20 protein-coding genes, 1 tRNA gene and 1 riboswitch are annotated in these 21594 nt (G+C 59.2%); of the genes, 11 read left to right on the forward strand and 10 right to left on the reverse strand.

The features are described from left to right. Nucleotides 1-107 precede the first annotated feature (107 nt). The 3 genes from MDHKLMBL_RS06460 to MDHKLMBL_RS06470 form a co-directional block, all read right to left on the reverse strand. Nucleotides 108-995: an alpha/beta fold hydrolase gene (locus MDHKLMBL_RS06460; RefSeq protein ID WP_008176813.1), complete on the reverse strand. Its 888-nt coding sequence runs from the start codon at nt 993-995 to the stop codon at nt 108-110. 128 nt (nt 996-1123) lie between these two features. Then, nucleotides 1124-2743 (reverse strand): ExeM/NucH family extracellular endonuclease, encoded by a 1620-nt coding sequence (locus MDHKLMBL_RS06465; protein WP_104270400.1) that lies wholly within the window; start codon nt 2741-2743, stop codon nt 1124-1126. A 150-nt stretch (nt 2744-2893) separates the two neighbouring features. Beyond that, a complete protein-coding gene (locus tag MDHKLMBL_RS06470; RefSeq protein ID WP_175497395.1) occupies nt 2894-3796 on the reverse strand; it encodes a helix-turn-helix transcriptional regulator in 903 nt (300 codons plus the stop codon). Nucleotides 3797-4067: 271 nt separating this feature from the next. Here MDHKLMBL_RS06470 and MDHKLMBL_RS06475 point away from each other — a divergent pair, with 271 nt between their 5' ends. The 7 genes from MDHKLMBL_RS06475 to MDHKLMBL_RS06505 all read left to right on the forward strand — a co-directional run bounded on the left by MDHKLMBL_RS06475 (nt 4068) and on the right by MDHKLMBL_RS06505 (nt 11682). Next, nucleotides 4068-5351: an MFS transporter gene (locus tag MDHKLMBL_RS06475; RefSeq protein ID WP_104270401.1), complete on the forward strand. Its 1284-nt coding sequence runs from the start codon at nt 4068-4070 to the stop codon at nt 5349-5351. A gap of 162 nt (nt 5352-5513) precedes the next feature. Further along, a complete protein-coding gene (locus MDHKLMBL_RS06480; protein ID WP_008176821.1) occupies nt 5514-5939 on the forward strand; it encodes a MarR family transcriptional regulator in 426 nt (141 codons plus the stop codon). A 3-nt stretch (nt 5940-5942) separates the two neighbouring features. Next, the gene (locus MDHKLMBL_RS06485; RefSeq protein WP_008176822.1) at nt 5943-7334 is read left to right on the forward strand and encodes a DHA2 family efflux MFS transporter permease subunit; all 1392 of its coding nucleotides are present in this window, start codon (nt 5943-5945) and stop codon (nt 7332-7334) included. 51 nt (nt 7335-7385) lie between these two features. Beyond that, nucleotides 7386-7568, forward strand: a riboswitch (yybP-ykoY riboswitch). A 4-nt stretch (nt 7569-7572) separates the two neighbouring features. Continuing rightward, nucleotides 7573-8142 (forward strand): TMEM165/GDT1 family protein, encoded by a 570-nt coding sequence (locus MDHKLMBL_RS06490; RefSeq protein ID WP_008176825.1) that lies wholly within the window; start codon nt 7573-7575, stop codon nt 8140-8142. 52 nt (nt 8143-8194) lie between these two features. Continuing rightward, a complete protein-coding gene (locus tag MDHKLMBL_RS06495) occupies nt 8195-9241 on the forward strand; it encodes a L,D-transpeptidase family protein (RefSeq protein WP_008176827.1) in 1047 nt (348 codons plus the stop codon). A gap of 112 nt (nt 9242-9353) precedes the next feature. After that, the gene (locus MDHKLMBL_RS06500; RefSeq protein ID WP_104270402.1) at nt 9354-10841 is read left to right on the forward strand and encodes an NfeD family protein; all 1488 of its coding nucleotides are present in this window, start codon (nt 9354-9356) and stop codon (nt 10839-10841) included. Between the two features lie 37 nt (nt 10842-10878). Continuing rightward, nucleotides 10879-11682, forward strand: coding sequence for a slipin family protein (locus MDHKLMBL_RS06505; RefSeq protein ID WP_008176832.1), 804 nt, complete (start codon nt 10879-10881; stop codon nt 11680-11682). A 42-nt stretch (nt 11683-11724) separates the two neighbouring features. Here MDHKLMBL_RS06505 and MDHKLMBL_RS06510 read toward each other — a convergent pair whose 3' ends face one another. The 3 genes from MDHKLMBL_RS06510 to MDHKLMBL_RS06520 all read right to left on the reverse strand — a co-directional run bounded on the left by MDHKLMBL_RS06510 (nt 11725) and on the right by MDHKLMBL_RS06520 (nt 14609). After that, nucleotides 11725-12006, reverse strand: a complete 282-nt coding sequence (locus MDHKLMBL_RS06510) for an Lpp/OprI family alanine-zipper lipoprotein (RefSeq protein WP_008176834.1) — start codon at nt 12004-12006, stop codon at nt 11725-11727. A 207-nt stretch (nt 12007-12213) separates the two neighbouring features. Beyond that, complete coding sequence (locus MDHKLMBL_RS06515; protein WP_008176836.1) at nt 12214-12777, reverse strand: L,D-transpeptidase family protein; 564 nt, start codon at nt 12775-12777, stop codon at nt 12214-12216. 107 nt (nt 12778-12884) lie between these two features. Further along, the gene (locus MDHKLMBL_RS06520; RefSeq protein WP_008176837.1) at nt 12885-14609 is read right to left on the reverse strand and encodes a potassium/proton antiporter; all 1725 of its coding nucleotides are present in this window, start codon (nt 14607-14609) and stop codon (nt 12885-12887) included. A gap of 70 nt (nt 14610-14679) precedes the next feature. Here MDHKLMBL_RS06520 and MDHKLMBL_RS06525 point away from each other — a divergent pair. Then, nucleotides 14680-14753: transfer RNA gene (locus tag MDHKLMBL_RS06525), tRNA-Gly, on the forward strand. Between the two features lie 24 nt (nt 14754-14777). Here the strand turns inward: MDHKLMBL_RS06525 and MDHKLMBL_RS06530 are convergent. Next, the gene (locus MDHKLMBL_RS06530) at nt 14778-16088 is read right to left on the reverse strand and encodes an NAD(P)/FAD-dependent oxidoreductase (protein WP_008176838.1); all 1311 of its coding nucleotides are present in this window, start codon (nt 16086-16088) and stop codon (nt 14778-14780) included. Nucleotides 16089-16334: 246 nt separating this feature from the next. Continuing rightward, a complete protein-coding gene (locus MDHKLMBL_RS06535) occupies nt 16335-16940 on the reverse strand; it encodes a TetR/AcrR family transcriptional regulator (RefSeq protein WP_104270403.1) in 606 nt (201 codons plus the stop codon). A 117-nt stretch (nt 16941-17057) separates the two neighbouring features. Between MDHKLMBL_RS06535 and MDHKLMBL_RS06540 the strand changes: the two genes are divergently transcribed. Next, nucleotides 17058-17612, forward strand: coding sequence for a carboxymuconolactone decarboxylase family protein (locus MDHKLMBL_RS06540; protein ID WP_104270404.1), 555 nt, complete (start codon nt 17058-17060; stop codon nt 17610-17612). A gap of 26 nt (nt 17613-17638) precedes the next feature. Here the strand turns inward: MDHKLMBL_RS06540 and MDHKLMBL_RS06545 are convergent, their stop codons facing one another. Next, nucleotides 17639-19747: a NosR/NirI family protein gene (locus tag MDHKLMBL_RS06545; RefSeq protein WP_104270405.1), complete on the reverse strand. Its 2109-nt coding sequence runs from the start codon at nt 19745-19747 to the stop codon at nt 17639-17641. 109 nt (nt 19748-19856) lie between these two features. Here MDHKLMBL_RS06545 and yghU point away from each other — a divergent pair, with 109 nt between their 5' ends. Together yghU and MDHKLMBL_RS06555 are read left to right on the forward strand one after the other, a co-directional pair. Further along, nucleotides 19857-20729, forward strand: a complete 873-nt coding sequence (gene yghU / locus MDHKLMBL_RS06550) for a glutathione-dependent disulfide-bond oxidoreductase (protein WP_014578957.1) — start codon at nt 19857-19859, stop codon at nt 20727-20729. After that, entirely contained in the window at nt 20726-21286 is a 561-nt protein-coding gene (locus MDHKLMBL_RS06555; RefSeq protein ID WP_104270406.1) for an LOG family protein, read from the forward strand. The genes yghU and MDHKLMBL_RS06555 overlap by 4 nt, the downstream gene beginning before the upstream one ends. Before the next feature lie 33 nt (nt 21287-21319). Here MDHKLMBL_RS06555 and MDHKLMBL_RS06560 read toward each other — a convergent pair whose 3' ends face one another. Beyond that, nucleotides 21320-21493 carry a hypothetical protein gene (locus MDHKLMBL_RS06560; protein WP_227510501.1) on the reverse strand — a complete coding sequence of 58 codons (174 nt, stop codon included), beginning with the start codon at nt 21491-21493 and terminating at the stop codon, nt 21320-21322. Nucleotides 21494-21594: the final 101 nt, after the last annotated feature.

Consider the following 21594-nt stretch of genomic DNA (forward strand, 5'->3'; position numbering starts at 1 on the left):
TTCGACGATTATGGCGCCTCGCGGCTCGTTGCCCCATGACTTCGGTGACGGAATAAATGGCCTGAAAGGCCAATCATCGGCCGGTTGGCAGGAAGCATCCGGATCGATCACTGGCCATGACGGCGGACGAAGTGTTCCAGAGCTGCGGCAGATCGCCCGGGCGTTTCCAGCATCGGAAGATGTCCGACACCCCGGAACATGTGGATTTCTGCCTGAGGCGTGGCCGAGCTGAACCAGTCAACGCAGCGGGTCGGGGTAATCACGTCACGGTCGCCCCACTGAACCTGCAGTGGTGGTGTCTCGGGGCCCAGGTAGCGGGCCGGTGCCAGCGCGTCTGCCACCATGTCACTGAAGATATGCCGGAGGGCCTCGGTGCGGCCCAGGAGATCCGGTCCGAGAAGGCCGGCCATGGCAAGTCCGGAGACCGTGGGCTTGCCGGTGCCAACACTGTTGAACATGCGGTAGACGCCTTTCCAGTCCCGTGGAATCAGGATGCCATCCCGGTCAGGCTTCAGGGGGGCGTGAATGTCTGCCTCTTTATGTTCGGGGATGCCGGCGCTGTTGAGCAACGTCACCGAGCGGGGCGCCGGATCCAGTGTGTGGGCCAGTATTGCGGCAATCGCGCCACCCATGGAGCTGCCGGCCAGATGGATGTTGTCCGTGTTAACGCCCGCAAGCCACTGAGCCAGTCGACGGGCCTGGGTTTCGTAGCGGTAGCAGGCCTCCGGCCGGTAATCACTCTCCCCGAATCCCGGCAGATCCGGCGCCAGAAGATGCCAGCGTCTTGGCAGTCTTTGCAGCCACAGCCCCCAGTTTTCCTTCATGGCGGCAAAGCCATGAATCAGGACGATCGTCGGGCGGCCGACACCTGGCGATCCCCGTTCCAGGAAAACCATCTTGTGGCCATCGACCATGGTTTCATGGCGGCGGGCCTGGAGAAGTAATCGTTGTCCCGTGCGGGCAGCGGGCCAGAAGTTGGGGGCAGGAATTCTCATGGTTGTCAGCGATCACCGGTTTTGGGTCTGACCACCAGTCTACCGGGACCAGTATCCGGAGCCTTGGCCACAGTGCCCGTGGACGTCGGCGAATGGGCAACAGATTGCCCGTGACGGGGCGTCGAAAGTCAGAGCTTCAGGTCGACAATCACCGGATTATGGTCGCTGGATCGCCAGGGTCCCCGGCCGGATGCCGGGTGATCGCTCCGGTAGTCGAGTACCCGGGGCTCATCGGCGTTCACCAGCCAGCTCCAGGCGCCCGTAACCCTTGGTTTTAAGGTCTCGGAGGCGAGTGCGAAATCCAGCGAGCCCTTCTGACCACGGTAACGGTAGGTGTAGTGACCACAGATCTTTTCGGTGCAGGGATGGAAATGGTGCACCATGCTGGTAAAACCTGCCTGCTCCAGCACTGCGATGGGATGTTCGCGGGCATAGCTGTTGAGGTCACCGATTATCAGGGTGCCGACTGAATGGTGCCTGCGGGTATCGCTGCCGGACCAGGCCGCCAGTGTTTTCGCTTCGTTGGTCCGCCGGCTCGCGTAGCAGCCCTGGCCATCGGCCTGGTCCTGATTATCGCCACGGGCGCCCCGACAGGATTTCGATTTAAGGTGAGGAACAATGACCCGAACGGTAGCATCACCGTCCGTTCGGCCGAAATCCTGAGCCAGGGGAGGCCGGCCTCCCGATTCAAATGGCCCTTTGGCAAGCCGTTCTGGCGGGCCAACGGCGCTAATCCGGTCGCTGCGGTAGAGCAGGCCGGTCCGGATCTCGTCATCGCCGTCCTGGCCGGGCGTGCTGACGAACCGCCAGGTGCCGCCCAGGGCCTCTGCAAGTTTCGCTATGGAACTTGCCGGTCCATAGCCGTCGTTCTCAAGTTCGGTCAGCGCAAGAATGTCCGGATCGGGGGCCAGAAGTGTGTTCACCAGTTGTTGTTGCTGGCGCCGGAATTCCGCCGGTGTCCCGGCCCCACGACTCGTTGGAAACTCGCCGCCCCGGCCATCTCCGTTAAAGAAATTACCAAGGTTCAGAGCCATGATCCGCACCGAAGCCTCATGCCGCGGCCCGGGTGCGGTTTCTCTGGGATTGGTGGCGAGGAAAGCCGGCTCCTGAGAAGGCTGGAGCCGCCAGGCATCGAAGCGGAAATCCAGCACACCGATGAGCCCTCTAATCTGATCACCGGCCCTTACGGTTGCCGAGGACAGGCCGCCCGGGGGCCAGGGTACCGGGCGGGGGTCTCTCCTGGACCGGTTGTCATCAAGCAGAACGCGGTTTGCCCCGTTCCGGGTGAATGCCCGGTGTGCTTCTTTGCCGGGGGGCAGGTATTCCGTAGGCTGGACCTGGTCTGAGGCCGCCAGCCCAAGCTCGCCGTAGCGAGCCAGGTTGTAGTTGTCCACCACCGTCAGGGGCTGGCGAAAGGTAACTCTCATGTTCTCCAGATGTTCCGGATCGACGGTCCAGGGCAGGGTGATGGCAATGGGCGCTGGAAGCGGCCCACGCCCGCACGCCCGGATGCTCCGAACCGACACCATTTCGGTCAGCCCGTGGTATTCCTTCACCTTTCCGGTTACCCGCACTCGCATGCCGACATCGGCGATTTCACGATCGGTGTAAATAAACAGCGCTTCGGAAGTGGCGGGATTCCCGTCGGTCTGATGGTCGGCTTGCTGCAGGTAAAAACCACCAAAGCCGCCCTTTGCCCGGGAATCCTGGGTCAGGATGCCCTCGACGGTGACGGTAGCTCCTGCCATGGGTGAGGTCGGGCCAGTTCCCTGGACCCGGGAAATCGGCGTTGCGGGATCACCGCAGACCGATTCTGCCCTCCCTGCTGCGGGCAGAAACGACAGAATCAGAACGCCGAGAAAGACATACCGCCAGGTCCCAGAGCTCACACTGGCGGTTTAGCTGAGGCCGGCAACGGCTTTGAGGGCCTGTTCGCGTTTGCTGCCAAATCCCAACTGGTCGGGATTGGCCAACTCAAGCTGTTGCACCAGAGGATCCGGGTGCTGATTGTCGAAGGTAATACCGAGCCGTGACAGCACGTAGGGGGCAAGCGCGGCACGGGTAGCAACTTCCAGACGACCATGTTCCATGCCGTAGTCACGGGCAATGATCTCTTGCTGGGCTTGGGTCAGGCGCTGATCCGGGGTGACCACCAGGGTAACCTGCCGGTTCCAGTGCTCGTCCTGGTCCCGGGTGTGTCTGGCGCGCTGCCGGAGGGCCTCCGGCGAGGTCCGGAATCGGCTCAGGGCGAAATCCCGGAATTCCCGGTTTGAGTCGCACCATGCACGCAAATGCCAGCTGTCGCCGGCACAAACCAGAGTATGCGGCTCAAGTATGCTTTCCACCGCTTCCGGTCGGCTCAGGGAGGCATAGCTGGCCCGCAGCTGTCTTCCCTGTCGTGTTGCCGTCACCACCGCACGCATGGTTTCGGGCGCGATGACCCGATTCGGACCCTGGACCACGGTGCTGTCCGGCAGGCCAATGTTCAGGGATTCAAACGTGGTGCTCAGGTTTTGCTGGCGGGCAAGCAGGTCCAGATATTCATTGACCACGCCTCGGGTGACCACCGGGCGAAATCTATCGGCAGGGACATAACCTTTCAGGTGACGGTCGTAAACCAGATTGCCCGGCGCCAGTTCGCGCAGATAGGTGTTGATATCCTTGGACGCCTGCTGACGACCGATCCCGAAACTGTGGCAGATGTGGTTGGTAGTCAGACGACCTTCCCACAGGGCAATCGTTTCGATAAGTCGATAGCGAAGCAGCAGATCCCAGCGGATGGGCCAGTCCGTTTTTTTCATAACCAGGCGCTCACGGTCCAATGAATAGCTCGTTTTCATGTTACCTGCTCCGGCACTCATGGTCTGTTACGGCGCATTAATGTAAAACCCTGTTAAACCGCTACACGGCGGCCTTTGCGGGTTTTTGTGATGCAGTTAACAGGTTTCGGGAAGTGCCTAGTGGCTTCACTTCCCGCTACTGATCTAATACGTCGCCGGCAAAGTCCGGGACTTGCTGCTATTTTGTCTTTCATTCAATCCAGAATACCCTGTAACGCCCGGAGCCGCTGTAATGACCCGAATGGTCACCTCCCTGTCTGCCCTGATTCTAAGCATTATTCTGCTGGTCAGTGGCAATGCATTCCTGATGACACTGCTGGGCATCCGTCTGAGTATCGAGGCGATATCGCCAGATATTATCGGCTGGATTCTGGTCTGCTATTCCATCGGTTTTGTGTTGGGTACGCTCTACGTTCACAGGATTATCGGCCGGGTTGGTCATATCCGGGCGTTCGCGGTGTTTGCCGCCGCTGCCGCTGTCACGTCGCTACTCTATCCGATGGCCGTTTCCGAGATTTTCTGGGCCGTTCTGCGGGTACTCTCCGGGTTCAGTATTGCCGGTGTGCTGGTGGTCATCGAGAGCTGGTTCTCCAGCCGTGCCACTAATGCCAACCGCGGTGCGTTGTTTGCGGTGTACCAGATTGTTTTTTATCTGTCCGCCGCCGGCGGCCAGCTCATCGTAAATATCGGCGACCCCGCCAATTTCATGCCTTTCTCGATTGCCGCGATTCTCTTGGCGGTGGCGCTGATGCCGCTGGCACTGACCAAAATGGAAGCGCCCGTTATTGAGCAGGTTCAGCGCATCTCTATTTTCACTTTGGCACGGGAATCCTTTTCCGGTGTTGCCGGCGCCCTGATCTGTGGCGTCATGATCGGCGGCTTTTATGCGCTTGGGCCGGTGTACGCAACACTGGTCGGGCTGGACGTTGCACGGACATCCACGTTCATGGCCAGTGCCATTGTCGCGGCCATGATCCTTGCCTGGCCGCTGGGCCGGCTCTGCGACCGTTTCGACCGGCGCCGCGTGATGTTCTGGATCGCTCTGGTAGCGGCTTCAGCGGCAGGCGGTGTCGGAGTTCTCGGGGCCGAAAATGCGTGGCTTTTGACCCTTCTGGTTGGTGTGTTCACGGGGCTTTCAGCCGCTTTGTATCCCGTAGCCGTGGCCATCACCAATGACCGTATGGAAAGCACCCGTATTGTGGCCGCTAGTGCCACCCTGTTGCTCAGTTACGGCGTTGGCAGTGTCATCGGGCCGGTTGTCATGGCGGAGCTGATCAATCTCCTGGGGCCGAAAGGCCTGTTCTTCGGTAATGCCGGCTTCCTGCTGCTGCTGGCCTTGATTACCAGCTACCGGATCAGTCATACCGAGGACGTTGCCGTTGCAGATCAGGAGCACTTCGTACCTGCCATGCCGGAAGCGTCGCCGGTGCTTGCTGAAATCGATCCGCGGAACAGCGAGTTCCATGAGTCTCCTGAAGTCGAGGAAATGCACGAAGAGCAGCGTCAGGCGAGCTGACGCTGCTTTCGGTTTTCCCCAATTTTGTTTTTACTTCCGTATCTGTTTTTATCACAATGGTTAGCATACTATTGGTGACTTTCCGATAATGTGATTAATTGGCCGAAGGCGTGGCAGCGCCCGGCCCGGGCCAAGCCCTCTTTTGATATGGAGTGACGACAAATGAGAGACCAGTTTCCTTTTGCGGTAGCGCGGGTTACCCGGCGCTGGAGAAAAATGCTGGACGAGCGCCTGAAGGATCTGGGCGTCACCCAGGCGCGCTGGAGCACGATGGTGTACCTGGAAAAAGGCGGTGAGGGCCTCACACAGCGTGAGCTGGCAAGCCTGATGGCGATCGAGAATCCGACCCTGGTTCGACTGCTGGACAGTCTCGAGCAACAGAATTTGATTGAGCGCCGGCCCTGCCCGAACGATCGCCGTGCGCGGCGGCTGCATCTGACCAACGCCGGCCGGGCGTTTATGGATGACCTTTCCGAGCGAGCCGAGGTGCTGCGCGAGGAAATGCTGGAAGGCATCAGCGACAAAGAGATCGAGTGCACCGTAAAGGTGTTCCACAAGATCCTGGAAAACGCCGAAAAGCAGAAATAACCCTTGGCTGATAACTCAGTTGAGGGTCTGAAAGCCCGCTACGGGGATCGCTGGCGTTGGCTGGCGGTGGCCACGGTGATGATAGGCACCATGGCTACCGTACTCAGCGCCACCGTAGTCAACGTGGCGTTGCACGATATCATGGTGGAGTTCGGCATTCGCCAGGGCCAGGTTCACTGGCTGGCAACGGGCTTTATCGCCGCCATGACCACCACCATGCTGGCCTCCTCCTGGCTGCTGGATCACTTCGGGGTTCGCAAGACCCTTGCCGTAGCCATGTTTCTCTTTACCCTGATTTCCCTTGCCGGCGGTTTTGCCGAGACGCCGGGGCAGCTTATCGCCGCCCGGATCGGCCAGGGTGCCATGGCCGGCCTGATGCAGCCCATGGGCATGTATCTGGTGTTCCGGATTTTCCCCCGCGATCGCCGCGGCCAGGCCATGGGTATCTACGGTATGGGGGTGATTCTGGCCCCGGCCCTCGGTCCGGTGCTGGGAGGCTTTCTGGTTGATCAGCTGGACTGGCGCTACGTGATGTTTGCACCGGCTCCGGTTACGCTTCTGGGTGTGTTGATGGCCTGGCGTTTCCTGCCTTTGCCGGTCTCCCGGCCGGCGCCCTATCGGTTTGATCTGCCCGGTTTGTTACTGCTCGGCCTCACCATTGCCCTGTCCCTGGATACCCTCAACCGACTGCAGCAGGCGTCAGGACAGCAGACGTGGATTCTTGCTGAAGCATTGCTGGCCCTTTGCGGGCTGGTGTTCTTTGTGTTGCGTGAACGGCAGACTGCGCACCCGCTGGTGAACATCGGCTTGCTGCGCAAACCGGCATTCCTGTTCGCCTGCCTCGGGGCCATGGCGCTGGGGCTGGCGCTGTTCGGATCCACTTATCTTATTCCGTTGTTTGTCCAGACAGCCCTCGGGTTCAGTGCGACGGAGGCAGGGTTGCTGATGCTGCCTGCAGGGATTGTCCTGGGTATGACGTTCCCGCTGGCCGGTCGGCTGGCGGACAGGCATAGCGCCCGGGTTCTGGTTGTCTTCGGGATTGGTGTATTTGCCCTTTCAGCCGTACTGTTCGCGATGTCAGACCTCGAGCTGGCGTTCGGCTGGCTGGTTCTCTGGACCGTTTTGGGGCGCGTTGGCATCGGATTCATGCTTCCGGCTCTGTCGACCGGTGCCCTGAACCCGCTGGAGCCACAGGAGTTAGGTGCCGGCTCCAGTAGCCTGAACTTTATGCGACAGCTCGGGGGCGCCTTTGGTGTCAACCTGGTGGCCCTGACCATCGAGTTCGGCGAGCACAGTGCGGGCATGCCAACGATCAATGCGTTCCATTCCGCCTGGTGGCTGGTGGCGGCATTCGTAGCGGTTGCGGCGATCCCGGTTTGGCGAATGCGGGTCTAGGAAGACCTTTGGTTGCGGCCCCGCGCCGGATTCATTATTATGCCGGCATCTCTTCAGGGGAGTAGCCTCCGCATCGGAATGTCCGAGCGGATGATAGTCAACATACTTGGGGCCAAATCCCCATGGCTATCATGTTTCACCGCAACACCGGTGATATTGGCAAGACCTGAGGCGGTTTCACCTCCATTGGGCGGAAGGTGGGCTGCCTCATGTCTGGTTATCCGCCCTGGAGTTTTTCATGGACGCTTTTCTCGCCTCGACGGTTGCTGTTGCCATAGCGGAAATTGGTGACAAGACCCAGTTGCTGTCGCTTTTCCTGGTTGCCAGATACGCCACACGCCTGCCTATTATTCTCGGCATTTTTGTCGCAACGGTTCTCAACCACGCCTTATCTGCCTGGCTCGGTGCCTGGGTCGCTTCCTTTATTCCAGAAGCCTGGCTGCCCTGGATTCTGGCCGGCAGCTTTGTCGCCATCGCTCTGTGGCTACTGGTGCCCGACAAGGATGACAGCGCAGACTCGAAGTTTCTGGGCATGGGGGCGTTCATGGCCACCACCATCATGTTTTTCCTGGCGGAAATCGGCGACAAGACCCAGGTGGCAACGGTCGTTCTCGCCGCCCGCTTTACCGAAACCTTCTGGGTTATTCTGGGCACCACGGTGGGGATGCTGCTGGCCAACATACCGGTTATCATGGCAGGACGCTGGCTGATGGAACGGTTGCCCCTTGCCACAGCCCGGATTGGCGCAAGCGTTCTGTTCGTGGTGCTTGCCGTTGTAACAGTGTGGGCAACCTTTATGAACTCCTGAGGGTACTTGCTGTCACTGTACCCGGTTGCCTGATGCTTTCGGAATGTTTTCTATGTGGTTCAGATTCTTAATGGTTTTTGCTTTGGCACAGCTCCTGGCATTTCCGACCATCGGTTCGGAACAGCCTGTGGAGGCTGTCAGTAATTCGGATACCCCGGAGAAACCCGACAGAAGCCCTCGTGTGCCCACCTTCCCGATCCAGGGGGACCTGGCCGGAGAGCTTGGCGTATTCGAGACCCGTTACGAGGACACTTTTGCCGGCATTGGCAACCGTCTGGCCATGGGCTATCTGGAGTTGGTGAAGGCCAATCCCGGTGTCGACCCCTGGCTACCCGGAGAAGGCACTACGATTACCCTGCCGCGCCATTATGTGCTGCCCGACTCCCGGCGCGAGGGCATTGTCATCAATCTTGCGGAGTACCGCCTGTATTACTTCACCAATGGGGGAGTTCAGGTGTACCCGGTTGGAGTGGGAACGGCTGAAAATCCCTCTCCGCTGACCGATGCCGAAGTCACCATGCCGCTGGAATCTCCGGCCTGGTATCCGCCGGCCAGTATTCGCGCGGAGTACGAGGCATCAGGTGAGTACCTGCCCCGTATGATTCCTCCGGGCCCCGGGAATCCGCTTGGTACCCACGCCCTGTTGCTGAGCGAGAAAGGCTATCTGATCCACGGCACCAACAAGAAGTTTGGTGTGGGCATGCCGGTCAGCCATGGCTGTTTCCGGATGTACAACGAGGATATCTCCCGGTTTGTTTACCAGGTTGAGAAAGGTACACCGGTTCAGGTTGTCCACGATGCCGTCAAGATCGGTTTCTCGGATGGTGAGGTCTGGCTTGAGGTGCACCGCCCCCATGAAGACTACCCCCGAGAAGATCGCGACCGTTTATGGCAGCAGGTCTTCGCTGAAGTTGAAGCTTTCCGCAGCCAGCACCCAGGCGTTGAGGTCAAGCGTGGCGCCATTGAGCTGGCAGTGGACCAGGCCGATGGTCTGCCAACCATGATTGGTGAACGGGTTACCCAAATGGCCGCAGACAAGACCGTGGAAGAGAAGTCACCGGAATCGGCCAACGAGCCGGAGCAGCGGCTATACTTCTGACATAGAGTTCCGGGCAAGAGTGCCGCGCTGCGTGAGTGCCTGAGACAGAACCGCGGCCACTGTGCCATCGTATGTCCAGCAATCAGAATTTTTCCGGATCCGGGGAGGCGTCATGCAGGTAAACCATCCCATGCGATCACAGAACCCTGCCCGGCTTCGGCGCTGGGCCCTGGTGATGATGACCGGCGCCCTGCTGGCACTGGCTTCCCTCGCCCATCAGGTTTTTGCCCAGCAGAAGGCTTCCGAGACCGCTCTGGTGCTTACAGTTGAGGGCGCCATTGGCCCCGCGACCATGGACTATGTCACCCGGGGTATTCGCAGGGCCGAATCTGAGGGTGCCGGCCTGGTGATCATTGAAATGGACACCCCGGGCGGCCTGATGGATTCCATGCGGGATATCATCAAGGTGATTCTTGCCTCTGAAGTTCCCGTGGCTACCTATGTTTCCCCGCAGGGCGCCCGGGCCGCCAGCGCTGGCACGTTTATTCTCTATGGCAGTCACATTGCCGCCATGGCCCCTGCGACCAACCTGGGCTCTGCGACGCCGGTTCAGATGGGCGGCCTGCCGGGCAGCCCGGAACCGGAGAGCGATCCGGCCTCCGGCGAGCCGCAAACGGAGGAAGGCTCTGATTCCGAATCCGGGTCTTCGTCTGACGGCGAACAGCAAGCCAGCGACGATGACGGCAAACGGCGCGGTGGTACCGCCATGGAACGCAAGGTTCTGGAAGACGCGGTCAGTTATATTCGCGGGCTGGCGGAACGTCACGGCCGGAATGCCGAGTGGGCCGAGGAAGCCGTCCGTGAGGCGGTGAATCTCGGTGCCGATGAGGCCCTGGAAAAGAACGTCATCGACGTGGTCGCACCCAACATTCAGGACTTGCTGCAGCAAATGGATGGCCGGACCGTTCGCATGGCGTCGGGCGACATGACCCTGAATACGGCCAGTCTGGAAATCGTCCGGTCCCAGCCGGACTGGCGCACCCGCCTGCTGTCGGTGATCACCGATCCGAACGTTGCCTACTTCCTGATGATTATCGGCTTCTACGGCATCATCTTCGAACTGGCCAACCCCGGTGCCGTGGTGCCGGGCGTGATTGGCGCTATCTCGCTGATTCTCGCGCTCTTTGCCTTCCAGGTTCTGTCGGTGAATTATGCCGGCCTGGCATTGATCATCCTCGGGTTGGCGTTCATCGTGGGGGAGGCGTTTGTGCCCAGTTTCGGGATATTGGGGGTCGGCGGCATTGTCGCTTTTGTGACCGGTTCGATCATCCTGATGGATGGCAGTCACCGGGATATTTCGCTACCGACAATTGGCGGCACCGCCGTGGTGGCCGGTGGCTTTATCCTCTGGACGGTGACCCGCTTCATCGGCCTGCGTCGACGGCATCCGGTCAGTGGGGCCGAGCAGATCACCCATGAGGAAGCCGTGGCACTGGACGAGTTCTCGGGAGAGCATGGCCACTACCGTGGTCATGTCCGGCTTAGCGGTGAGCGTTGGAATGCCATCAGCGAAGCGCCTGTCAAGGAGGGTGACCGGGTTCAAGTGACAGCAATTGAAGGTTTGACGGTAACCGTCAGGGTCATCCAGGAAAGCGGTTGACCCGGCAGACAAAGTAACGGCAATACAAGGAGGCCGTATGATTGGCGATCTGATTCCCTATCTGGCACCAACGGTGGTGTTACTGCTCATTCTTGCTTCGGCCATCAAGATCCTGCCGGAGTACGAGCGTGGCGTTGTTTTCTTTCTCGGGCGGTTCCAGGGTGTCAAAGGCCCGGGGCTGATCATCGTCATTCCCGGCATTCAGCAGATCGTGCGGGTGGATCTGCGGGTAATCACCCTGGATGTTCCCAGCCAGGACGTCATCTCCCGCGATAACGTGACGGTACGGGTGAATGCCGTGCTTTACTTCCGTGTCGTGGATCCCGAGCGGGCGATTATCCGGGTGGAGGATTTCAATTCCGCGACCAGTCAACTGGCCCAGACCACGCTGCGGTCGGTGCTGGGCAAGCACGATCTCGACGAAATGCTGTCAGAGCGGGACAAGCTCAATTCGGATATCCAGGAAATCATCGATGCCCAGACCGAGGAATGGGGCATCAAGGTGGCCAACGTGGAAATCAAGCACGTGGATCTCAACGAGTCCATGATTCGTGCCATTGCCCGCCAGGCCGAGGCCGAGCGCGAGCGGCGTGCCAAGGTCATCCACGCCGAGGGCGAATTACAGGCGTCCAAGAAGCTGGTGGAAGCGGCGGATGTCATGTCTACCAACTCCGGTTCCATGCAGCTGCGTTACCTGCAGACCCTGGCGGATATGAGCAATACCAATTCATCCACCATTGTGTTTCCGCTGCCAATGGAGTTGATGACCACGTTCCTGAAGGAAAACAAACCCTTTACGCCTGATAAGCCCGATCCGGACAAACCCGAACCCGAGGCATAAAAAAAGGCCGGCATTGCCGGCCTTTTCTGTTACGTATCAGCCTTACTTCTGGCTGGCACGCTCGAGCATACGCTTGGCACGCTCGTTTGCTTCGTCAGCGGCTTTCTGGGCTGCCTTGGCAGCGGCCAGAGCTTCTTCTGCAGTCTGCTGGGCAGTACGTGCAGAGCTTGCAGCGCTGTTAGCGGTGTTCATTGCATTTTCAGCAGTGCGCTCAGCGGAGCTGGCGGTTGCATTCGCTTCGTCGAGGGCGCCTTGGTCAGTCGTGGCACAACCTGCAGTCAGAGCAGTGGCCAGTGCAATCCCGGCGATCGTCAGTTTACGCATTGTAAATCCCCTTATTGGTCGAGTTATTTCCTGTGATCCGAAAGTCAGTATAGACGACTTCCTGTCAACCTGTGCCCGATAGGCATAATAGGCATTGACTACCGGAGTCGTTAAACAGTGTAAAACACTGTAAGCCAAAATGTTAACTCAGGATAGGTAAATATTCTTAGCGTATGACAACAACTTAATTCTGCTGTCAGGCTTTTCTCAGGGGTGAATGCTGATCGGGGTCCCGTTCGACACCAGTTGCCAGATTTCGTCCATCTCTTCGTTGGTCACGGCAATACAGCCATCGGTCCAATCCAGACCGGTGTAGGCGAAGGCCATGTCGCCCACATCATTGGGAAGGCCATGGATCATGATGCTGCCACCGGGGTCCAGGCCCCAGGCGGATGCCAGTTCCCGATCCCGCTCACTGGGGTAGGAGATGTGGATGGATTTGTAGAAATCGCTCTCGGCATTGCGCCAGTCCAGGGTGTAATCGCCCTCCGGTGTGCGCTCGTCACCCTCGTACAGCTTGTGGCCTTCCGGATTGTCGCCCAGGGAAATGCGGTAGCTGCGAACCACGTCCTCGCCATCCATCAGGTACAGGCGGCGCTCTCCCTTGCGAACCACCACCCTACTGACGTTCTGAATGTCCGCGGGCTCATACATGGTGGCAACCGGCATCCGGGTGTCGGCCTTGGCCAGCAGCTCGGTTGCAAAGGCGGTTGGAGCGGCCGCCATGCAGAGCAGGGCGAGGCTGGATAATAGGGCGCGGAAAATGCTCATGTCCTTAACTTACCAATGATTAATCTTTGTACAGGCGATTTATACCATAGCCCGCAAGGGATCTGTTAAGGGGTTTTGTTAACTTTTTTGGCTATCTGGTTCGCTGATCAACCATTTTGTGAATTGTCCATCTTCAGTCCCACCTTGGTTACCTGGTCAGCACTGGTGGCCCGGGCCACCAGCGTTACCGGGCCAAGGGTAACCACGTCACCGACAACCGGGTGCCCCTTGGTGCGCCTCGCAAAGCATTCAGCCAGGGACAGTTCCGGGGGCAGATCGTCAAATTCAATGCCATAAACCTGCTCGACGTCACCCAGAAGGGCATCGCCGTTGAGCACAAAATCTCCGAAAAATGCCCGTTCAGCCAGGTACTTGGGCGCGTGGCGGCCGCTCAGAGCCTTGCCGAGCTCCGGCAGCACGCTCGGGGTTGCGAACATCGCCACCATGTCGCCACTGGAAACTTCCAGATCGGCTTTCGGCTGCAGGCAAACCCGGTTCCGGAAGACGCCAGCGACCGCGGTGTTCTCGGGAAACCGCAGCTGGCTCAGCCGCCGCGGCGTCTCCCAGATTTCGCCCCGCAGCGGAAACAGCATCAATTCGTGGTCGCCGGCGGCCGGCGCATCCAGGGGCAGCCTTCGATAGGGATCCTCTCCGGCCGGAACTTCCAGGCGAAGTTTCCGGGCCAGGGGTGTCATGGTGGTGCCCTGAACCAGGAGCGAGACCAGCACGATAAAGAAAGCCGCGTGGAAGACCAGTTGAGCTTCCGGCAAGTCGGCGATGATCGGGAACAGGGCCAGTACAATCGGCACCGCACCCCGGAGGCCGACCCAGCTGATGAAACCCAGCTCGCGGCGATTGAAGGCAAACGGCCAGAGGGTGAGCATGACCGTCAGCGGGCGGATAATGAAGATCAGCGAGAGGGCCAGGATCAACCCGCCGCCGGCCAGAGGAATCAGATCGGAGGGCGTTACCAGCAGTCCGAGCATCAGGAACAGGCACAGTTGGGCCAGCCAAGCCAGACCATCGTGCACCTGCAGGATCATCGGCATCATCCGGACATGGCGGTTACCGATCACCACGCCGGTCAGATAAATGGCCAGAAACCCGCTGCCGCCGAGGGCGTTTGTGGCAGAAAACACCGAGATGCCAGCAGCGGCGACCAGAAGGGGATACAGCGAAGGCGTCAGGCGGATCCGGTTGGCCAGCTCAACCACGGCGAAGCCGCCAATGATCCCGGCAACGGCGCCGACACCGAATTGCTGCACCAGCATGGTCAAGACCGCCCAGCCCGCGTGGTCGCCATCGTTACCGATGAGCGTGACCAGCATCAGGGTCAGGAAAATCGCCATGGGGTCGTTACTGCCGGATTCGATCTCCAGGGTGGCACTGACCCGTTCGTTCAGGTGCAGGCCCCGCCCCTGAAGCAGTGAAAACACGGCTGCGGCATCGGTGGATGAGATGATGGCGCCAATCAGCAGGGCCGTCAGCCAGTGCAGGTCGAACACCCACCAGGCCACAACTGCGGCACCAGCGGCGGTCATCGCGACCCCGAGTGTAGCGAGCACCAGGGCGGGTTTCAGCCCCACGCGGAAGGTTTCCGCACGGGTGCGCATGCCGCCGTCCAGCAGGATCACGCCCAGCGCCAGATTGGCAATCAGGAACGCGAGCTCGAAATCGTCGAACTGGATGCCACCCGGGCCGTCCTCGCCCATCATCATGCCGACCACCAGAAAGATCAGCAGCACCGGCATGCCCACCCGGCTGGAAAGCGGGCTGAGCACAATACTGATGACCAGCATCAGGGCGCCAATCAGAGTCAGGGTGGGATCCATTGTTGCTCCAGACAGAATGCTTGCCCATTGCCGGGCGGACCGCTTATATTGCTTTCGCGGCCCTTTTTTTGCGGGTGTAGTTCAATGGTAGAACGGCAGCTTCCCAAGCTGCATACGAGGGTTCGATTCCCTTCACCCGCTCCACTTCATTGCCGCTCGACTGTATCTCTAGTGTAGTTTGAGTCGGGGTTGCATGGCACGGCTGATTTTATCCATCAGCCAGATAATCCCGGTGCGGAACATGCCGTGCAGGGCTACCTGATGCATCCGATAGAGGGACAGGTAGAACATGCGGGCCACCTTGCCCTCGATGTACATGCTGCGGCCGGACAGGTTGCCCATCAGATTGCCGACGGTGGTGTAGCGGCTGAAATTGATCAGCGAGCCGTGGTCGTTGTAGACGAAGGGCACCGCCTCGCCATTGTCCAGGCGGTTGCAGAGGGTCTTGAACAGGGTGTCTGCCTGCTGGTGCGCAGCCTGGGCCCGGGGGGGAACCGGCAGGTCGGAATCCGGTTGCGGACAGGCAGCGCAGTCGCCGAAGGCGAAGATATTGGCATCCTGGGTGGTTTGCAGGGTCTGTTCCACCACCAGTTGATTGCTCCGGTTCACCTCCAGACCTTCCAGCTCGGCCAGGAAGGCCGGGGCCTTGATGCCCGCTGCCCAGATGGTCATTTCCGAGGGTAATTCGGTGCCGTCTTTCATCACGACCGTACTGGGCCGTACCTCACTCACCGGCTGGCCGGTCAGTACTTTCACCCGCTGGTGTTCCAGCTCCCTGGTGGCCGCCGCAGACAGCCGGCCAGGCAGGGCGGGAAGAATGCGGTCAGCGGCCTCGATCACGGAAATGGAAACGTCCGAGGGCTGAAGGTGGTTCATGCCGTACACCGGCAGCTCGCGGGACGCCAGTCGCAATTCTGCTGCCAGTTCCACACCGGTGGCACCCGCGCCGATGATGCTGATATTCAGGGTATGCTCAGCCCCCTGCAACGCCTCGTGATTCTTGCGCAGAAAGGCGTTGAGCATCAGGTTGTGGAAGCGCCGGGCCTGTTTGAGGCTGTCCAGGAACAGGCAGTTGTCCTGGGCGCCGGGCGTGCCAAAGTCGTTGGCGGTGCTGCCCACGGCAATCACCAGTGTGTCGTAGGGGATATGGCGTTCGGGAACGACCTCTGTACCGTCGACATCGTGGAACGGGGCTATGACCACTTTCTTGCTATCGCGGTCCAGTCCGCTCATGCGGCCGAGCTGGAATTCGTAATGGTGTTTGCGGGCATGGGCGCGGTAGTTGATCTCGTTCGCGCTGGCATCCAGGGAACCGGAGGCAACTTCGTGCAGCAGGGGTTTCCAGACGTGGGTCAGACCGGAATCCACCAGCGTGATTCTGGCTTTTCCCTTTCTACCCAGTTTGTTCCCGAGGCTGGTAACAAGTTCGAGACCGCCGGCGCCACCGCCGACCACAACAATGTGATGAAGGTTATCCATACCAATCAGACCTGTAAGTGAAGAGAGCCAAGGACTCTTCAGGCGAGAATGCTTGGCTGTCCTCACTCGGAACCAGACGAGAAGCCGGAATTCGATCGGGAAACAGGGCGGGGCCTGAGCCGGGCAATAATGTTAACGCGCCCGGACCTGTGGGTACAATTCTACGGAAGTGCTGTTTCCTTCCGGCCTGGCGCTCGCGAACCTGTGGATGGCGCGCTCGCCGCAGCTGCAGAAGGAACAGCGGGTCTAATGCTGGGTGCGATACCCGTCCAGGATGGCGGCCATATCGTCACCAAGGTCTTTCATGGCTTGCGGATCCAGATTGCGTTCACCCATGGACCTCAGGCCCATGATCTGCGCCTGCAGGAGCCGGGCAAGTCGACGGCTGTCTACGGATTGCGCCAGCTCCCCTTTCACCCGAGCCTGCTCTACCAGGTCTGCAAGAGATCCCTCGATCGCAGCAAGAATGCTGTTGGCCTGGTCCGCCAGGGCCGAATGCGTATTGCTGGATTCCAGCAGTGTTTTCACGATCATGCAGGCTCGTGAAGGTGCCGCGCTTCCGTCGCCGCAACCGCAGGCGATGCCGCGCAGATAGTCCTGAAGGCCGTCAACAATGGAATCAAAACCCTTGAGGTGAATGGCCAACTCCCGGCCGCCCTGTTCCGCATAGGCAGCCAGTGCTTCTGAAAACAGACCGTCCTTGCTGCCAAACGTGGCGTAGATGCTGCCCGGCCGCATATCGAGGGCCTGCTCGATCTGCTTCATGGAGCTGCCGTGATAGCCCTTCTCCCAGAACAGGCCAACGGCCTTTTCCAGAGCGGTTTTTCGGTCATAGCGTGCGTGTCTGGCCATAACAACAATTCACCATCGTAGTGATTTGAATGACCGCTCAATTATATCTTGAATGACCGCTCAATAACAGTTAGCCTGAAGTAGTAATTGAGCAATCATTCAATAAAGGAGTTGGCAATGACAGATTTCCCCCTTCACGACAAAGACACGGCGCCGGAGAAATCCAGACCATTGCTGGACAACTCGCTCAAGGCGTTCGGCCTGATTCCTGGCTTGCATGCGGTCATGGCGGAGGCGCCGGGCATCCTTGAGGGTTACCAGCAACTGCATCAACTCGTGCTGGACAGCAGCTTTGATAATGATGAAAAGGCCGTCGTCTGGCAGACCATCAACGTGGAAAACGCCTGTCATTACTGCGTCCCGGCCCATACCGGAATTGCCAAAATGATGGACGTGTCTGACGACATTACCAATGCACTGCGGAACGAAACGCCGCTGCCGAGCGACAAGCTCGAGGCGCTCAGAACCTTCACTCTCGCGGTCATGCGAAAACACGGCAATGTCAGCAAAGAGGATCTGGACGCGTTTTATGAAGCGGGCTACCAGCACCGCCAGGTACTGGAAGTGATTCTGGTGTTGTCCCAGAAAGTCATGAGTAACTACGTCAACCACATTGCGGAGACGCCCGTTGATGAGCCGTTCAAGAAGTTTGAATGGCAGAAGAAGCAGTAATCCGGGCTTCGCGGCAACGGGACGGGTCAGCCCGCGTCCGTTGCCAGTATGTTCGCCTGTCTTGATCGCTTTTTGGTCTCGAGCCGCTTGTCGACGCACCGGGTGTCGTCTTCGAGAATAACGACGCATTCCAGGCACTGAATGCATTCGTCGTAATCGATCCGGCCATCCTTGCGAATGGCATTGATACCGCACTCATTCTTGCAGTGCTGGCAGGGGTTGCCGCATAACTCGACCCGGTCCAGCCAGCTGAACAGTCGGAGCCGGCCAAGCACTGCGAGGCCGGCGCCAAGTGGGCACAGGTAGCGGCAGTAGAATTTGTGGATGAACATGCCGATAACCAGCAGGCCAACGGCGTAGAGCACAAACGGCCAGGAGCGAACGAAAAACAGGGTGATACTGGTTTTAAAAGGCTCCACTTCCGCCAGCTTCTCGGCAATGGTCAGGGAATAAAAGGCCGTGCCCACCAGAGTGAGCAGAATCGGGTATTTGAGCAGAATCATTCGCCGGTGCCAGTGCTCGGGCACCTTGATCTGGCGGAATTTCAGTTTTTCGCCAAGCCAGGCGGCCATTTCCTGCAGGGCGCCAAACGGGCAGAGCCAGCCACAGAAAAGGCCACGGCCCCAGATGAACAGGGTTATGAATGTGTACACCCAGAGAATAAAGATGATCGGATCCAGCAGGAACACATTGAGAGAGAAACCGTCCCAGATCGCCAGGAACAGGGTGTAGATGTTAACCACCGAAAGCTGGCCCTGGGCGTAGAAGCCGATAAAGAACAGGGTGAAGAACAGAAATCCCCAGCGGAACCGGTGTACCAGCTTCGGGTTGCGGCTCAGGGTTTTCTGGCGGGCGAAGAACACGGTCAGAACGGTCAGGCCGATTACCAGCAGTGAAATCTGCCACCAACGTTCTTTCCAAAGGCCGATCCAGACCGGTTCACGGGTGTCCTCCGGGTTGGGAGCAACCTCGACGGTTTCGAACAGTTCTTCGTTGAAGCGAACCGGGATATTCAGGGACGTGCGGTCCACCATCAGGTGATTGCGGGCCAGTTCGACATTGAGCTTCAGATTGGCTTCCGCCCCGGGGTTGAAGCCGGCGTTACCGCCCACGCGGAACAGGTTTCCGGCATCGAATGACGGAATGCCGGCCGCCCGGAAATCGAGATTCTGGTCCAGCAGGTTGAGGTCGCGCATTTCCACGGCAAGGTTGTTCTGGGTGAGCCCAACACGGTCCGGAGAGCTGCCGGGCACGAACTCTCGGGAAACGTGGGGAAAGGCGCCCCGGGACATGACGGCCAGAACCTGTGCGCCGTCATCCAGCCGTTGCATGAGGCGCTGATAGCCATCGTCTCCAAGCAGGTTTCGTCCCACCATGGGCGAATTGATGTAGGCGAAGAAAAGCTCGGTAAAAGGTTCGCCGTCTGCGGGTTCGATGTCCATGGGGTAGTCTGAAAGAGGCCGGCCCAGCTCGGCCTCGATGGATTCGGCAGCAATCTGCCAGTGTCCGATGTAACCGCGATCCACCAGTTGCTGCCAGGACATGGGCTGGTAGAAATCCGGTTTCGCCCGTGTGGGTGCGCTCTGGGCAAAGCCCTCGAGTTTCTTGCGGGCCACCTTGAGGGCTGAAGAGAGCACGGTGTCGTTGATGATCAGGACCGAAACCGTGGCCTTGCTGACACCGTCAAAGTGCACCACGTTGCCGTCGCTGGTTCGTCCGGAACGGCTGGAGTTGGAGGTGCTGACAATAATCTGCTCTTGTAACGAATGCCCTTCGTATTGGTCTACAAAGTCGAACAGGGGGCTTTCGCCCAGGCCATGGAGAAAAACCGGCTCGTGGTGATTCAGCACCTTGATGCCGGTGAAACGCCCTTTGCTGTCGAGGCCGATCAGCATGCTGATCGGTTTGCCGGCAAAGCCCTGTAGGCGGCTATGGTCTGCGGTTTCGTAGGCATAGCCAAGCAGTTCCTGGAGTTGATACACCGGGTACACGGGAAAATCGGGCAGCTTGTCTTCAATGACCGTTGCCGAGGGAAACAGCTCCTGAATCAGCGCCCGCTTGCTGTCTGACAGCTCGGCGTGAACCGGGGGCACTAAAAACAGACAGGCAAGAAGGAGCACGATGCGCCCTGCCATGGGGTACTCCTGTGGTTCTTTTTGTTTGAACTTCCATGCTAGAGTTTTCGGCCCCGGGCTCAATGCGACCTCGGAGCCAGCTGAATGCTACTTTGTGAGGAGAAATGCCATGACCGACGCTACCTACACGCCACCCAAAGTCTGGAAATGGGACTCTGAGAGCGGAGGTCGGTTTGCCAGTATCAATCGCCCGATCGCCGGTCCGACCCACGACAAGGCGCTACCGGTTGGCAAGCATCCGTTGCAGCTTTATTCGCTGGCGACGCCCAACGGCGTGAAAGTAACGGTGATGCTGGAGGAGCTGCTGGAGCTGGGTATCAAGGACGCCGAGTACGATGCGTGGCTCGTCAGGATTACCGAGGGCGATCAGTTTGGCAGCGGGTTTGTGGAAGTGAACCCCAACTCCAAGATCCCGGCCATGGTGGACCACAGTGTCACCCCGTCCATCCGCCTGTTCGAATCCGGGTCCATCCTGCTTTACCTGGCGGAAAAATTCGGGGCGTTCCTGCCCAGTGACATCGCCGGACGCGCGGAGACCATGAACTGGCTGTTCTGGCAGATGGGCAGTGCGCCCATGCTCGGTGGCGGCTTCGGTCATTTCTACGCCTACGCGCCGGAATACTACGAGTACCCGATCAACCGCTACACCATGGAAGTCAAGCGTCAGCTGGATGTGCTCGACCGGCAGCTGGCCAATAACCGCTACATCGCGGGCGATGAATACACCATCGCCGATATGGCGATCTGGCCCTGGTACGGCGCCCTGGTGAAAAACAAGGTGTATGACGCGGCCGAGTTCCTGGAAGCCCACACCTATACCAACGTCATTCGCTGGGCGGATGAGATCGCCCAGCGCCCGGCGGTCAGGCGTGGCCGCATGGTCAACCGGGCCTGGGGTGAGCCGAGCAGCCAGCTGCACGAGCGTCACGACGCCAGTGATTTCGAGACCCAAACCCAGGACAAGATTGGTGACGGTGAATGAAGGTCGCGGTTTATTGCGGCTCCCGGTCCGGAAATGATCCGCTTTACGCGGACAAGGCCCGGGAGTTAGGTGATTACTTCGGTCGAAATGGCATTGAGCTGGTGTTCGGTGGCGGGCACGTCGGCCTGATGGGTGTTGTGGCGGATGCGGTCCTGGCCGCGGGCGGCCGGGTCCACGGGGTCATCCCCGAGCATCTGCGGGACCGGGAGCTGGCCCACTCCGGCCTGACCGAGCTGCATGTGGTCAAAAACATGCACGAGCGCAAGGCCCTGATGGCGGATCTGGCTGACGGTTTCGTTGCGCTGCCAGGCGGGATTGGCACACTGGAAGAACTGTTTGAGGCCTGGACGTGGGGCCAGTTGGGGTTGCACCAGAAGCCGTGTGCCATCTACAACGTCAACGGGTTTTTTGACCCTTTGCTGGCAATGGCGGAGAACATGGAACGTGCCGGTTTTTTGCAGCAGCAATACATGGACATGCTGATCCGGACTGACCAACCTGATCGCCTGCACAGGGCCTTCCGGGACTATCAGAGCCCCGGAGAAAAATGGACCTGATCGTGTCCAGGGGCCCGGCTCAGTCGGGCCCTGTTACTGCTCGTTCTTGGCTTTCTGAATGGTTTCCAGCTTCTCGTGCAGCAGGGCCTCAAGCTTTATCAGCTTTTCGCGGTTTTCCTCATTCGGCCGGTTGGTATACAGATCGACGTAGGTCTTGGTGACCTCGCTCAGTACCGGATGCAGCTTTTTATAGTCTTCCTCGCTCATGGTCAGCACTCCTTTCGAACATAGTGGATTCCATACCAGTAACTATGGATCATCCCCAATAATCATCAAGGACGCAGATCAAGTCCGGGACGATTTTCCAG

This window comes from Marinobacter flavimaris (assembly GCF_002933295.1).
Taxonomy (GTDB): domain Bacteria; phylum Pseudomonadota; class Gammaproteobacteria; order Pseudomonadales; family Oleiphilaceae; genus Marinobacter; species Marinobacter flavimaris.

Coding starts and splice junctions, on each gene's coding strand:
- MDHKLMBL_RS06500 (WP_104270402.1), top strand. CDS start 9,354: ATGCAGGTAAACCATCCCATGCGATCACAGAACCCTGCCCGGCTTCGG.
- MDHKLMBL_RS06545 (WP_104270405.1), bottom strand. CDS start 19,747: ATGGCAGGGCGCATCGTGCTCCTTCTTGCCTGTCTGTTTTTAGTGCCC.
- MDHKLMBL_RS06495 (WP_008176827.1), top strand. CDS start 8,195: ATGTGGTTCAGATTCTTAATGGTTTTTGCTTTGGCACAGCTCCTGGCA.
- MDHKLMBL_RS06560 (WP_227510501.1), bottom strand. CDS start 21,493: ATGAGCGAGGAAGACTATAAAAAGCTGCATCCGGTACTGAGCGAGGTC.
- MDHKLMBL_RS06470 (WP_175497395.1), bottom strand. CDS start 3,796: ATGAAAAAAACGGACTGGCCCATCCGCTGGGATCTGCTGCTTCGCTAT.
- MDHKLMBL_RS06540 (WP_104270404.1), top strand. CDS start 17,058: ATGACAGATTTCCCCCTTCACGACAAAGACACGGCGCCGGAGAAATCC.
- MDHKLMBL_RS06555 (WP_104270406.1), top strand. CDS start 20,726: ATGAAGGTCGCGGTTTATTGCGGCTCCCGGTCCGGAAATGATCCGCTT.
- MDHKLMBL_RS06520 (WP_008176837.1), bottom strand. CDS start 14,609: ATGGATCCCACCCTGACTCTGATTGGCGCCCTGATGCTGGTCATCAGT.
- MDHKLMBL_RS06530 (WP_008176838.1), bottom strand. CDS start 16,088: ATGGATAACCTTCATCACATTGTTGTGGTCGGCGGTGGCGCCGGCGGT.
- MDHKLMBL_RS06490 (WP_008176825.1), top strand. CDS start 7,573: ATGGACGCTTTTCTCGCCTCGACGGTTGCTGTTGCCATAGCGGAAATT.
- MDHKLMBL_RS06465 (WP_104270400.1), bottom strand. CDS start 2,743: ATGGCAGGAGCTACCGTCACCGTCGAGGGCATCCTGACCCAGGATTCC.
- yghU (WP_014578957.1), top strand. CDS start 19,857: ATGACCGACGCTACCTACACGCCACCCAAAGTCTGGAAATGGGACTCT.
- MDHKLMBL_RS06510 (WP_008176834.1), bottom strand. CDS start 12,006: ATGCGTAAACTGACGATCGCCGGGATTGCACTGGCCACTGCTCTGACT.
- MDHKLMBL_RS06460 (WP_008176813.1), bottom strand. CDS start 995: ATGAGAATTCCTGCCCCCAACTTCTGGCCCGCTGCCCGCACGGGACAA.
- MDHKLMBL_RS06505 (WP_008176832.1), top strand. CDS start 10,879: ATGATTGGCGATCTGATTCCCTATCTGGCACCAACGGTGGTGTTACTG.
- MDHKLMBL_RS06475 (WP_104270401.1), top strand. CDS start 4,068: ATGACCCGAATGGTCACCTCCCTGTCTGCCCTGATTCTAAGCATTATT.
- MDHKLMBL_RS06480 (WP_008176821.1), top strand. CDS start 5,514: ATGAGAGACCAGTTTCCTTTTGCGGTAGCGCGGGTTACCCGGCGCTGG.
- MDHKLMBL_RS06535 (WP_104270403.1), bottom strand. CDS start 16,940: ATGGCCAGACACGCACGCTATGACCGAAAAACCGCTCTGGAAAAGGCC.
- MDHKLMBL_RS06515 (WP_008176836.1), bottom strand. CDS start 12,777: ATGAGCATTTTCCGCGCCCTATTATCCAGCCTCGCCCTGCTCTGCATG.